Here is a 12688-nt window from a genome sequence, read left to right as displayed (position 1 = left end):
ATCTGTCGGTGTGGTCTGACCACAGTAATACATCCCTGGACAGGCCACCCCGTAAACGGCGTCCACCCGGTTATGCTCTTGCCTCATGCCGACCGAGCCGAGCCCGCGAGCGTGGGAACAAGTACTGAGCCACCTCGAACGTCGGCTCGTTTCAGGCGAGGTGTCTCCTGGCCAGCGCCTGCCGGGAGAGAGAATTCTGGCAGCAGAGTTGGGCGTCGGACGGTCATCGGTCCGAGAAGCGTTGCGGGTCATGGAAGCACTCGGCCTCCTCAAGGCGCAGACTGGCTCCGGCCCGACGTCCGGCGCGATGATCGTGGCCAAACCGACCGGCGGCATGACCATGCTTATGCGGATGCAGGTTGCAGCACAAGGATTTCCGGTCTCGGATGTGGTGAAGACACGACTCGTTCTCGAATCCGAGGTGATGCAGTCCCTGGCATCACGGACCCCGACACCTGACCTCAACGCAGCCGTCGAACTGCTCGACTCGATGGATGACGTAGATCTCTCCGCCGAGGAATTCCTACTACTCGACGCGCAATTCCACGTAGCGCTCGCCGACGCGGCGGGCAATCAGGTGATCGCAGCCATGATGACCGGCCTACGAGAGTCCATCGAGGCCTACGTTCTCGCGGGCGTGCAGATCGACAGCTGGCCGAGCACCTGCATGCGACTGCGTCACGAACACCGAGGATTGGTCGATGCGGTCAACGCGGGTGACGGCGAACTCGCACGTCAGCGCATAGTCGGACACATCCGCGGTTACTACTCGGAAAGCGCTCACTCCAGCCGGTGACAGGGGGTGGTAATTTCACCCCCAGAAGTCGTGTACTGTTGGTTTCACACCGACGCGGGGTGGAGCAGCTCGGTAGCTCGCTGGGCTCATAACCCAGAGGTCGCAGGTTCAAATCCTGTCCCCGCTACAAAGAAGAGGCCCGTAGGTTGCGAAAGCGACCTACGGGCCTTTTGCTGTGCGCCTTTATTAACCGCCGGGGGTTAATAAAGGCGCACAGCAGTAGCTCACACCGCCACGTTGTGAAAATCGATCTCCGCGGCCAGCATGCCGGAGAACCACCGATCCAGGTCCTCGTCGGTGACGGACTCGGGCATGGCGTCCACCTCGCACGCCAGCACCGCCACCTGAGACACGAACGGCGGAGCGACATGCATGTCTACCCAGTCCTGCAACGCTGGTTCGCGCTGTACGTTCACTGCCGCCGCCTCCCGGCACCACGACAGATACAGGGTTTCCGCGGCGTACATGCCCACCAGGGCCGCCGCCCTGCCCTCTTCGCCAGAGAGGGTCAAGGCATGCGTCGACAGCACAGACGACTCCTCGACCAGAGCCGCTGCGTCCCCCGCGTACGGGAAGCGGGAACGCAACTGCGCGAAATACTCGCGCTGTTCGCCCACCAGGTTCGACATCGACGTCACGTGGTCGAGCGCGTCGTCGAGCGTCGGGGATTCGGCGACCACCAACCCCAACACCTTGACGGCCGTCAGTACGAATGCCTCTTCGATCACGAGGTACCGGCGGAATCCCTCATCACTCAACGTCCCGCCGATGGTGTCCTCGATGAATGGAACCGCCCGCGCGGCAGCGAGATTACTCTGCTGCCGCGCGAGCAGGTCTGAGGAGCGACTCATTCGCCGGCGACCCAACTGATCAAGCCGTCGAACAGGTCGGTGTATCCGGGCCACTGCTCACAGAACTCCGGCGGAGCCCAGTGCGGCGAGCAGTCCGAGGTGAAGACGATCGACCGTCCGGCGCCGTATTCACCGGCAGCGACAAGCGGATCGCCGTTGATGGTGGCGGGAACCACGGCACCGTCCTTCGCGACGACGCGGTTGTATCCCAGGAGCGCCGGCCAGGAATCGCCGGCACCACCGAGAGCCGGGTGAGCAGCATCGACGACGGTGGGAACGATCCCGGCCGGTGTCTCGACGCGATCGTCTTCGGCCAGCATCGTCACGGGTAGTACCTCGGCGATCGCGGTCTGGCGGAAAGCTGCTCGCGCCTGGAACCCGGAGAACGAGAGGTAGCCACCGATCATCATCAGTGAGCCGCCGGCGTTCACCCAGTCACGAAGCGCGACAAGGCGATCCTCCCCGGCGCGGAACTGGTCGAAGACACCGGGAGCCAACTGCAGCGAGTTCGCTCCGATGTCGGAGAGAACGACGACGTCGAACTGGGACAACGCTTCTGCGGTACCGGGGAACTGCGTCGGCACCAGGTGTGCGGGCATGTGTGTCACGTCGTGGCCACGTGAGGTGAGCGCATCCCGAAGCGGACCGACTCCCTCGACGTAGGAATGGACACTGAACTCGTCGACGCCCTTGACGTGCGTCGACGTCGTCATCCAGCTCTCGCCGGCGATCAGTACTCGTTTACCCATGACTGCTTCTGTTTCCTTTCGCGGCCTGCTCGAAGAGCGACCTCGGGTTGTCTCGCATCAGTGCGGACACTTGCTGGGGATCTACGCCTGCGCGCACCAACCGGGCGGCGAAGGCGAGTGGTACGTAGGAGAATCCGTTTCCGCCGTGCTTTCTGAGCATTGATTTGAGGAAGAGGTCGTGACTGAGCAGGAGCTGTGATGCGTGACCGGAGGTGACCAATCCGGCTACCGCATTGGCTGTTTCCGCCGGATGCGGCGAAAGACCCTCGCCGGGGAAATCGAAAGGCATCCCGATCATGTCGAACTCGAGAAAGACACCGCGGTCGGCGAGCGATCGTTGGTAGTCGGCGTCGTGTCCGGACGGGTCCATGTGGCACAGGACCACTGCTTGCGGATCGACGCCCATCTCGTCGACCACGATGTCGACGACGTGATGTCCGACGCGCTGCCATCCCGGAAGGTGGACGAACAGGGGCACGTCCACCTCGCGCTGGGCGATGCATGCCGCCCTCAACGCTTTCGCCTCGTTCTGAGTGAAGAGCGGAGAGACTCCGATCTCCCCGATCACGCCAGGAGCCAATTCCTTTGCTGGATCGAACTCCTCGACGAGCGAACCGGCCAGATCGTCGACACCGAGTTCGTGCACCTCGACCGGATGGGTCGTCTCGAGGTACCACCCTGAACCCATGATCACTCGCACATCTGACTTTCGCGAGAACTCCGCCAACTTCTCCGGTGCCCGGCCCAGTCCCGGCGGTGTCAGATCAACGATCGTCCGACCACCGAGGCGGGCGAAGTCCGCAAGGTCTCCCACCACGGCCGCTGCGTCGTCGACTCGACAATTGTCGAGACTGTAGTACGGATTGTCGTGAAGAAGCCAGGCATCCTCGGCGCGTACCGGACCGGCCAACCGCTGTGCCACAACCGGATCCGAGGCCTCGGTGTACGCACCGGTGACATCGTTGTGCAGATGTTCGTGTGGGAGAACCAGTCCGAGTTCCGAGCTGTCCACAGTTCCCGTGACAGTACGAACCTTGCTCATGAGCGTGCAGGCCCCGAGGGTGCGGACTGCAGGTGTCGCCACAGCGCGCTCAGGGTGTGTCCCCGCATGTTGATCCAGATGGCCAGTAGCAGAACGACACCGGTGATGATCGGCGTCAGGAATGGGCTCACGCCGAGCAGGGTCAATCCGTTGGCGATGATTCCGGTCAGGACGGCGCCGATGACGGTACCGATCACGGTGCCGCGACCGCCGAAGAGGTTGGTACCACCGAGAACCACCGCGGTGATCACCGTGAGCTCGAATCCCGTTGCGGAGTTGGCCGAACCCGAGCCCAGTCGAGCCGCGATCAGCAGTCCCGCGATACCGGCAGCCAAGCCGGTGAAGACGAGCGTCATCATGAGCACACGACGCGTGTTGACGCCGGACCGTCGCACGGATTCGACGTTGGATCCGATACCGGTGACGTAGCGCCCGAAGCGCATGCGGTTGAGCGCAATTGCTCCGATGACCACGACGACGAGAGCAATCCAGGCGCTGGCGGAGAACCCGAGGAACTCAGCAGTTCCGAGCTTCGCGAAGTAAGTGTCGGCCGGAACCGGAACGGAGAATCCTTCGGTCCGATACAGCGCGATACCGCGAATGACGGACATCGTCGCCAGAGTCACGATGAACGGCGGAATGCCCTGATAGGCAGCGAGCCATCCGTTGACCAGGCCCCAGGCCGCACCCATCACCGGGGCGGCGACGAAGACCAGGGACGAATCGACGCCGGCCTGGATAAGCTCGGCACTCATCGCCGCGACGAACGCGACGATCGCACCGACGGACAGGTCGATCTGACCTGCCGTGATCACGAAAGTCATCGCCACCGCGATGATCAGAACCGGAGCGATCTGGGTTGCCAGGTTCGACAGGTTCGTGAATGTCAGGAACGACGACGTGGTCGCCGAGAAGACGGCTGCGACAGCAACTGTCACCGCCAGCATCGCGAGGGTGGGCTTGTTGACGCTGTCCCACAAGGAGGGTTTCGCGGCGAGCTTGCGCTCGATCGGCGCCTGGGTCTTCTCGAGAGTGGTCATGCCGTGGCTCCCTGTGTTGCTGCCGATGTCCGTTGCGGCACCGGAGTTCGAGTGATGAGTCCGACGAGGGACTCGATGTTCAGGTCGCCGATCGGAACATCGTCGACACTCTGTCCCTCGTACATGACCGTGATTCGGTCACATACGCGGAACAGGTCCTGCAGGCGGTGTGTCACGAGAATGACGCCCACTCCGGCCGCTGCGACGTCCGTGATCAGCTTGAGCACCGACTCGACCTCGGCGACGGCAAGCGCTGCGGTGGGCTCGTCGAGGATCAGTACGTCTGGCCGGAAGGAGACTGCGCGGGCGATCGCGACGGTTTGCCGCTGCCCGCCGGACAGTTGCCCGATCTCCTGGTAGGTCGACTTCACCTTGACATGAAGGTCGGCGAGAATGTGAGCCGCCTTCTCGTGCATGGCATGCCGGTCGAGAAATGGACCTTTTCGCGGTTCTCTGCCGAGGAACAGGTTGCTCGCGACATCGAGCGTGTCGCACAGCGCCAGGTCCTGGTAGACGATGCCGATCTTCTTCTGCTGCGCGTCGAGCGGCGTCGAGAAGCGCACTGGTTCACCGTTGACGCGCATTTCGCCGCCGTCGTGCTGGACGGCGCCCGCGAGGATCTTCATCAGGGTGGACTTGCCGGCGCCGTTGTCGCCGACAACTCCGAGTACTTCACCCTTCGCCAGCCGAAGGTCAACTCCTTGAAGGGACTTCACCGGTCCGTACGACTTGGTGATGCCCGAGAGTTCGATCAGTGGAGGTGCCATGATTACTTCTCCAAGTAGTACATGTAGTCGGCTACGTTCTCCGGGGTCACGATCTGGGTGGGGACGGGGATGTTCGCCGGAGCGCCGCGACCACAAGCCAGGTCGATTGCCGAATTCATTGCCTCGTGGCCGAATTCGAAGGTGTTCTGCTGGACCACGCCTTTAAGCCAACCGGCTTTGAGTCCGCCTACCGCCTGATCCGAAAGATCCCAACCGACTGCTTCGATGCGATCCTGCGCCTTCTGACTGTTGACCGCCGCAACGAGTCCGATCAACGCCGGCTCACCGGTTGCGTAGACGTACTTCATGTCGCCGCCGCCGGTCAGCAGGTTCTCCGCTGCGGTCTGTGCGTTCTCCTGAATGTTACGTCCGTCCACGACGGTGCCGACGGTCATTCCGCGGCCGGTCACGGTCTCCGTGAAGCCCTTCTGCCGCTCCAACTGGACAGTGCTGTTGAGCGCGCCGACGATACCGACCGTTCCGGTGTTGTTCGCGACGTCGGCCAAGGTGTTTCCGATCTTGGCACCGCCCTCGGCATTGGCCGTACCGACCTGAGTCGACAGCGCTGGATCGTCGATGGTCGCGTCGACCGCGACGACGGGGATGCCCGCGTTCTTGGCCTTGACCACCGACGGCTTGATTCCGTCCGTGTCGATTGCATCGACGATGATCGCGTCGACTCCGGCGGCGATCAGATTGTCGAAGGCGTTGGCCTGCGCCACGGAATCGTCGTTGCCACTGATGATCTGCAGGTCGACACCTGCCAAGTCCGCGACGTTCTTGGCGGCATTGTTGATCTGGTTGAAGTACAGCGCCTGAAGGTTGATGGTCACCAGACCGACCTTGAGCTTGCCGTTCGTCCCGTCACAGCTTTCGGCGACTCGGGTCGGCTGCGGGATGGACGAGCCACCCGATGCGTCCTTCGAGTCACTCGACGAAGCCGAGTCACAAGCGGTGAGCGTGAGCGCGACTGCAGCTCCCAGCGCCAGAGGCAATGCACGTTTCATCATCGAGTCTCCAAAAGGGTGTGAGGGGTCAATGTTGCTGTGAAGCTGTCCAATTCATCTCGGGTGGGGCATCCGCGGGGTCCGGCAGTGGCGCAAGCCAAGGCAGCCGAGGCTCCCGCGAGTCGTGCAGCGTCCACCGGTGAGCGCCCGGCGTCGACAAAAGCGATGTACGTACCGCCGAAGCAATCACCGGCCCCGACGGCATCAACGACGTCGACCACTACTGCCGGTTCGCTCGTCACCTCGCCGCCCGGTGTGGCCAGTGTCCAACCTCGCGAGCCGTCGGTCACCAGCAGGTGTGTGTTGTGCTCGGCGGCCAGTGCCTGCCACTGCTCGAAACCGATCCCGAACTCGCCTTCCCACAGGGCACGCCCTACGACGACGTGGTCAGCGAGCGCGAATGCGCGCAGTGCCGCGGCTTTGTTTTCACAACCGTCCAGATCGATTACCAGACTTACGCTTCCCGGCAATCCCTCTGGCAGGAAGCTCGCACGGTATCCGTCGAGGAATAGCCGTCCACCACCGGCAGCAGCCAATCGGGTGATGACAACTCCGATGCGTTCGGCATCGTTCGGGTCGTCTTGACTGATGATGGAGCGATCGCCGTCCTGCGCGATGAGTACAACTGCCGTCGACAGGAACGCATCTCGCGGCGACCAACTGGTGTCGACGCCGTCAGTCTCGAGGGCTTCGAGAAACTCGGTGGACCGCGCATCCGGGCCCACGGCACCGGCAAAGATCACCTGCGCGCCCATTCGGGCTGCGGATACCGCAGCATTTGCATTCATTCCACCGTCGATCTGACTGATGGCCGTTGCCTGCACGCGCTCTCCGAGCACCGGTACATGTGGAACATGTACCGTCACATCGTTGTTGGCGTATCCACAAAAGACAATCATGGTTACTTTCCTGCGGCCCGGGACAGATCGCGGACCTTCTCGCCTGCGACCCGTCCCCACCAGCGTCCATTGTCCTTCACCGAGGATGCAACTATGGCGCCGTCGCATTCCTTCATCAGCGCTGCCACATTGGCAGCCGTGATGCCGGATCCGATGATCACAGGAAGAACGGTGTTGTCTCGGATCACGGAAACCTCGTCGACCGAAGCGGCGTCACCGGTGCGCGAACCGGTCGCGATCAGGACATCTGCGTCGAAGAACTCGGCGTCTTCGGTCTGTTCTGCGACGGTGCGGTCCGCAACAATGGCATGCGCGCCATGCTTGACGTGCACGTCAGCAAAGATCCGGACCGGGTCGGCGCCGATGCGATGACGGAAGCGCGTCGTCTTGGCCGCCTGACCCTCGATGAAGCCCTCATTGGCGATGTAGGCATTTGCCCACTGATTGACGCGCACAAAACTCGCGCCTGCCGCCCACGCCGCGGCCACTCCGCACTCGCCGGCGTTGGACAGGATGCTGACGCCGACGGCCTTGCCGAACTCACCGACCACCGCTGCCGTGATGACTCCCATGCTGGCGGCGGTTTCATATCCGTGTTCGCCGGGCTTGAGGAACGGTATGTCCCAGTGATTTTCGACGATCACACCGTCGAAACCGTTGTCGACGTACGCGTGCGCTTCCTCCACAGCGAAGCGAGCAATTTCCGAAACCGGCTGCCCGGTGTAGTGCGGGCTGCCCGGCAGAGCAGGGAGGTGGATGGCCCCGATGAGAGAAGGCGTGCCGGTGAACATCTCTGCCAACGCCGAGGGCTTGGGCGGAAAGACTCCGAGCGGTGATGCGGTCACTTCAGCTACCCCATTCCATGCGCAAGATTTGCGCTGTATGTCCATGCACAAGATCTGCACACGATGTAATCGATTGCCTTGATGAATTAGCAGGTTATGCGATCAACACCGGGTTGTGTCAAGGATTTCACAATTCGAATTTGTAAACGATTGCCTCAATCGCGTTACATGCGAGACACTGGACCGTGCGGTTCGATAACCTCGGACCCGAATCGAGCAGAAAACGGGGGACGCATGCGCAAGGCGACCATTCGCGATGTCGCGGAACTGGCCGGGGTCTCGACTGCCACCGTGTCGCGGGCACTGTCCGGATCCCGCCCTGTCTCGGACGAGCTTGCAGCGACGATCAAACGAGCCGCGGATTCTCTCGGATACTCGGGAAACATCATCGCCAGCTCACTGCGTCGTAATCGGACGGACACTGTCGGCATGGTGGTTCCCAGTATCGCGAATCCCTTCTTCACTTCGCTGGTGGTCAACGTCGAACACGTCCTGGCTCAGCGCGGCCTACAACTGTTCCTGTGCGATTCTCGTTCCGATCCCGACGTGGAAGCGCAGCGGCTCAAGTCGCTCGTCTCGCGGCAGGTGGACGGAATCATCATCAGCCCGTGCCACGGCGAATTGAGTGCCGAAGCAGTACGAGCCAGCGCAGCAACGCTTCCGGTCGTTCAACTGGACCGGTTTGCAATGGATACCCAGACGGACTGGGTCGGTGTCGACGACGACGCCGCTCAATCACTCGTGATGGAGCATCTGTCCGAGCGCGGCGCGCGATCGGCTGCCTTCATCAGTTCCGAGCTGACCAATTCGTCGACCGAACTTCGCCGGGCCGGATTCTTCCGCCATGCGGATCGAATGGGAATCGAAACTCGTTACGAGTGGACACAACTCGGCGAGTATTCGATCGAATGGGGACGCACGGCGTCCAACACCATCCTGACCGGCAAGACTCGCCCCGACGCCTTGGTCTGCGCCGACGACCTGATCGCGCTCGGTGTGCTGCAGACCTGCCACGCATTGGGCATCGACGTCCCCGGCGACGTTCTGGTCACCGGTTTCGACAACATCCCCTTCTCCGAACTGTGCAATCCGCCGTTGACCACCGTCGGACAGCCGCAGGAGAGAATCGCGGAAGAAGCTGTGCGACTTCTGGATCAGGCGATGAACAACTCTTCCGAGTCGACAGCCCACATTGCGCTTGCTCCTGAACTGATTGTCCGTCAGTCCACCGTCGGCCAAGCAGCAGCCACGGCACCGTAGGCAGCGATCGCATCGTCCAGTTCGGACACCTTGACGCTTTCGTTGGCCGCATGCATCAACGAGGGAGTGCCAGGGCCCCAGATCACGACGGGAGCGCCGGGGGCGGCCGCTGCCAGCACCGAAGCGTCGGTGAAGTACGAAACCGGTTCGGTTGCAACAGGGATCGGCAAGGTAGCCAACCACGGATCCGACGCGTCGGTACGCACACCTCCCAGGTGAATCGACGTCTCCACCGAGTCGACTTCCGGTTGGGCGCGCCACCATGCAAGCAGGTCTGCGCCGTCTCCCACCGTGCGGTGATCGATCACCGCACGTGCATTGTCCGGCACGATGTTCGGAGCCGAACCGCCGCCGACCAAACCGAGGTTCCAGGTTTCGGCGCCCAGAAACGCGTCGGACGACAGCGGAAGCTCACGCCGAGCGCGATCGACGACGTCAAGCAGTTTGAGGACAGCGTTAGTTCCTCGCTGCGGCGTACTCCCGTGCGCGGCTTTTCCTTTGACGGACACTTCGAGCCACAGTGCACCGCGGTGCCCCAGGTTGATGCGATTACCGGTCGCCTCGGGAACGATGACAGCCCCGACCTCGAGATTCGCCACGGCGTCGGCCGAACGAGCAGCCCCGAGCGATCCGATTTCCTCGTCGCTCGTCAGCAGTAGTGCGACCGGAACTCCACGTTCGAAAGCGTCGACAACCGCGGCAGTAGCGGCAACAAGGCCGGCCTTCATATCCGATGTCCCTCTGCCGAGGAACAATTCGCCGTCGACCTGTGCGGCGTACGGGTCGAACTCCCAGTCGGAGACAGTTCCCACTGGCACCGTGTCCACGTGGCAGGCGAACAATAGTCTGGCTGCCGAGGGTGCAGCTTCGTTGGTGATCAAGGCCCAGGGATGATTGCCGGTCAGGTCTGACTCGACCTTCGCCTGTGGCGCACGTGAGAGAACCAACGAGACAATCGAATCCATCGCCCGCCGTTGAGGAGCGGCCTCCCCCGAGACCGTGTCGAGAGCTACCAGTTCCGAGAGAAGTCCGAGGGAATCCATGTACCTATTCTTGCACTGCCACGGATTCAGTGCGCTGCCAGCTGGGCGATGACGACGTAATTGTCGTCGGTCGACTCTCCTTCGACGACATCACAATTGGCGAGGAGCAACCGTCCCGGAACCGATTCGCGCAACTCGTGAGTGCCCAGCAGCGAACCTTTGTGCAGCGGCCCGACTGTTTCGACGTCGTACTCGAGTGTGCCGTTCGGTGTAGCCAGGAGAATTCGATCGCCCGGCTCCACTACCCGGAGCGCCCGGAACGGTGCTTCGCGAGTGGTGTAGTTGTGCCCGACGACAACAACGGTCTGTGTGGTCTCCGTTCCCGGCATTCCGCTCTCGCCCCACCACACCGGCAGTTCGTCGACGGGATTCAGTTGCTGCCCACTCTCGCCGCCGCGCATCAGTTTCTCCGAGTGCAACGGACTGCTCAGGTACGTAACCCCGGACGCAGACCTCAACTCGATCCGCTCGGGTTCTGCCGGATCGACGGTCACCGAAGCCGGTGCAGCCGCGATATGCGACTGCACCGGCGAGCGGTCGGGTAGCGATCCTTCGTTCTCGCCCGAACATCCGGATGCGAGGAGGGCGAGGATCGCTACCGCCGAGAGGCCGGCGCTACGCAGACGTGTTGCCCGGGCCGTCATGACGCTTGCGACGAACAACCACCGTCGTAGCTGCTGCGGCGGCAGCGCCCACGACTCCGACGCCGATCAGTACAGCCGGCAGGTTGGAACTGCTGCTACCGCTGGTGCTGCTTGCAGTGTCACCGAGAGCAAGTTCGACGGGGGGCAGGCTTCCTGCAAGTGCCGGATCGCCGTCGGCGTCGGTGACGTAGTAGTCGACGACGTCGAAGGCGCCCTTGTTGTTGTAGTAGCCGACCAGCTTGACGCCGGTCTTGTTCACTACAGCGGTGGTCTCGTCGACCTTCGTGACCCCGGAGCCGTCGTCGGTGTGCTCACCGATGATCACTTCACCGCCGACGCCTGTTCCGTTGTCGATCTCCTTCTCGCCCTTTGCCTTGAGCTCGTCGACGATCTTCTGCGCTGCATCCGCTTCGGCCTTTGCGGCGGCTGCAGCGGCCTGAGCTTCCTTGGCCTTTGCTGCTGCGGCGTCGGCTGCGGCCTTCGCGTCTTCGGCGGCTAGGTAGAGATCCTGCGCCTTCTTGCTCGCCGCTTCGGCAGCTTCGGCCTTCTTGGCGGCTTCGGCAGCCTTTTCGTCGGCAATGGCTCGCTTGTCGGTGGCAGCCTCGCCCGCAGCATCGGCTTCGGCCTGGGCCGTCTCCGCGGCCTTCTGCGCAGCGTCGGCGTCCTTTCGTGCGGAAGCCGCGGTAGCTGCCGCTTCATCTGCGGCCTTACGGGCGGCAGTGGCAGCTTCTACCTCGGTTGCGGCCGCGGACTCGGCTGCCTTGGCCGTGGTTTCGGCGGCGGTGGCCACTTTCTGAGTTTCCTTGACGGTGATCGCGAGCTGCTTGGCGTTCCATGCGGCCGCTATCGCCTGGGCCTTTGCGGCGATCGCCTTCGCGATGTCCCAGTTCTTGAAGGCTTCCTCGGCTTCCTTGTTCTTGTCCGCAACCAGCTTGGCGTTTGCATCCGCGGCAGCCTTCGCCTCATCGGCTTTGGCTTGCAGAGCATTAGCCTCGGCGCGCGCCTTTGCTGCCTCTTCGGTCTTGGGCCCCGAACCGGCGGCCTTCGCAGCTTCCTCGAGTTCAGCAGCCTTGGCTGCGGCCGCGTCTGCTTCTGCCTGAGCTGTTTTTGCTACCTCTTTCGCATCGGCTGCAGCGGACTCCGCAACCTTGGCTGCCTCTTCGGCTTCCTTGGCAGACTGTTCCGCGGCCCCTGCCTCCGCCTTGGCCTGGGTCGATTCGACCGCCGCCTTGGTTGCCTCGACGCTCGCCTGAGTCATTGCCTCGGTCGCCTTCACCGAAGTGTCTGTCGCTGCGGACGAGTCGACCCCTGCCGTCGCGGCTGCTTCGGCGGCCTTCGCTGCCGCGTCGGCTGCTGCTTTGGCTTTTGCTTCGGCTTCCGCCAGTGCTGCGGCGTCCGTACCTGCGGTTTCGGCACTGCCCGCGCCCGCGACCCCGGCTTCAACCTTCTCGGGTGTGGTCTCGGTGCTCGTCGCCGCGTCGGCGTCGGTGGTGGCAGCTGCCTCTTCCTCGGCGCAGGTCACCAGCGGATCGGTACTCGGAGTACACACGGTTTCGGGCTCTGCCGATGCAATTCCTGTGCCGCCCACCGCCAATCCGAGAGCTAGTACGGCACCGGCGGCCGCAGAGCGGACCCTCCGAGAATGGGCGATGGACTTCTCCGACATAGCGCTCAACCTTTCGGCCTTCTTTACGAAGACGGCAATTCCGGCGTGGACAGCCTTTACTTCGTCCGCTGAGTTCCAG

Annotated in this window: 13 protein-coding genes and 1 tRNA gene; 3 read left to right on the top strand and 11 right to left on the bottom strand. The window is 62.8% G+C overall.

Annotation, left to right across the window (positions count from 1 at the left end; genetic code table 11):
- Positions 1–85: 85 nt before the first annotated feature.
- Together QM596_RS03530 and QM596_RS03525 are read left to right on the top strand one after the other, a co-directional pair.
- Entirely contained in the window at positions 86–796 is a 711-nt protein-coding gene (locus QM596_RS03530) for a FadR/GntR family transcriptional regulator (RefSeq protein ID WP_195790814.1), read from the top strand.
- A gap of 53 nt (positions 797–849) precedes the next feature.
- Positions 850–923, top strand: a tRNA-Met gene (locus QM596_RS03525).
- A 97-nt stretch (positions 924–1020) separates the two neighbouring features.
- Here QM596_RS03525 and QM596_RS03520 read toward each other — a convergent pair.
- From QM596_RS03520 to QM596_RS03485, 8 genes are read right to left on the bottom strand one after another with little or no spacing between them, the layout of a single operon-like run.
- Complete coding sequence (locus QM596_RS03520) at positions 1021–1647, bottom strand: TenA family protein (protein WP_283308145.1); 627 nt, start codon at positions 1645–1647, stop codon at positions 1021–1023.
- The gene (locus QM596_RS03515) at positions 1644–2396 is read right to left on the bottom strand and encodes a glutamine amidotransferase (RefSeq protein WP_003939869.1); all 753 of its coding nucleotides are present in this window, start codon (positions 2394–2396) and stop codon (positions 1644–1646) included. The genes QM596_RS03520 and QM596_RS03515 overlap by 4 nt, the downstream gene beginning before the upstream one ends.
- The gene (locus tag QM596_RS03510) at positions 2389–3438 is read right to left on the bottom strand and encodes a phosphotriesterase family protein (RefSeq protein WP_283308144.1); all 1050 of its coding nucleotides are present in this window, start codon (positions 3436–3438) and stop codon (positions 2389–2391) included. The genes QM596_RS03515 and QM596_RS03510 overlap by 8 nt, the downstream gene beginning before the upstream one ends.
- Positions 3435–4478, bottom strand: a complete 1044-nt coding sequence (locus QM596_RS03505) for an ABC transporter permease (RefSeq protein ID WP_003939698.1) — start codon at positions 4476–4478, stop codon at positions 3435–3437. Before QM596_RS03505 ends, QM596_RS03510 begins: the two co-directional genes overlap by 4 nt.
- Positions 4475–5245, bottom strand: coding sequence for an ATP-binding cassette domain-containing protein (locus tag QM596_RS03500; RefSeq protein ID WP_003939830.1), 771 nt, complete (start codon positions 5243–5245; stop codon positions 4475–4477). Before QM596_RS03500 ends, QM596_RS03505 begins: the two co-directional genes overlap by 4 nt.
- A gap of 2 nt (positions 5246–5247) precedes the next feature.
- Complete coding sequence (locus QM596_RS03495; protein WP_264613400.1) at positions 5248–6255, bottom strand: substrate-binding domain-containing protein; 1008 nt, start codon at positions 6253–6255, stop codon at positions 5248–5250.
- On the bottom strand, positions 6252–7151 hold the full coding sequence (locus QM596_RS03490; protein ID WP_283308143.1) for a carbohydrate kinase family protein: 900 nt from the start codon (positions 7149–7151) through the stop codon (positions 6252–6254). Before QM596_RS03490 ends, QM596_RS03495 begins: the two co-directional genes overlap by 4 nt.
- A 2-nt stretch (positions 7152–7153) precedes the next feature.
- Positions 7154–7996 (bottom strand): BtpA/SgcQ family protein, encoded by an 843-nt coding sequence (locus QM596_RS03485; protein ID WP_283308142.1) that lies wholly within the window; start codon positions 7994–7996, stop codon positions 7154–7156.
- Positions 7997–8230: 234 nt separating this feature from the next.
- Here QM596_RS03485 and QM596_RS03480 point away from each other — a divergent pair, with 234 nt between their 5' ends.
- Positions 8231–9256: a LacI family DNA-binding transcriptional regulator gene (locus QM596_RS03480; protein ID WP_283308141.1), complete on the top strand. Its 1026-nt coding sequence runs from the start codon at positions 8231–8233 to the stop codon at positions 9254–9256.
- On the opposite strand, the gene QM596_RS03475 is transcribed toward QM596_RS03480, so the two are convergent.
- Genes QM596_RS03475 through QM596_RS03465 form a run of 3 tightly spaced genes read right to left on the bottom strand, consistent with a single transcriptional unit; the run spans position 9217 to position 12609 of the window.
- Positions 9217–10299 (bottom strand): M20/M25/M40 family metallo-hydrolase, encoded by a 1083-nt coding sequence (locus QM596_RS03475; RefSeq protein ID WP_019745497.1) that lies wholly within the window; start codon positions 10297–10299, stop codon positions 9217–9219. The two genes, QM596_RS03480 and QM596_RS03475, sit on opposite strands and share 40 nt — an antisense overlap.
- Positions 10300–10325: 26 nt before the next feature.
- Positions 10326–10943 carry a sortase domain-containing protein gene (locus QM596_RS03470; protein WP_283308140.1) on the bottom strand — a complete coding sequence of 206 codons (618 nt, stop codon included), beginning with the start codon at positions 10941–10943 and terminating at the stop codon, positions 10326–10328.
- Positions 10915–12609 (bottom strand): hypothetical protein, encoded by a 1695-nt coding sequence (locus QM596_RS03465; protein ID WP_019745499.1) that lies wholly within the window; start codon positions 12607–12609, stop codon positions 10915–10917. Before QM596_RS03465 ends, QM596_RS03470 begins: the two co-directional genes overlap by 29 nt.
- Between the last annotated feature and the right edge of the window lie 79 nt (positions 12610–12688).

Origin of the sequence: Rhodococcus sp. IEGM 1406 (assembly GCF_030056745.1) — a bacterium.
Classification (GTDB): domain Bacteria; phylum Actinomycetota; class Actinomycetes; order Mycobacteriales; family Mycobacteriaceae; genus Rhodococcus_F; species Rhodococcus_F erythropolis.
This window is presented reverse-complemented; position numbering and strand designations above follow the sequence as displayed.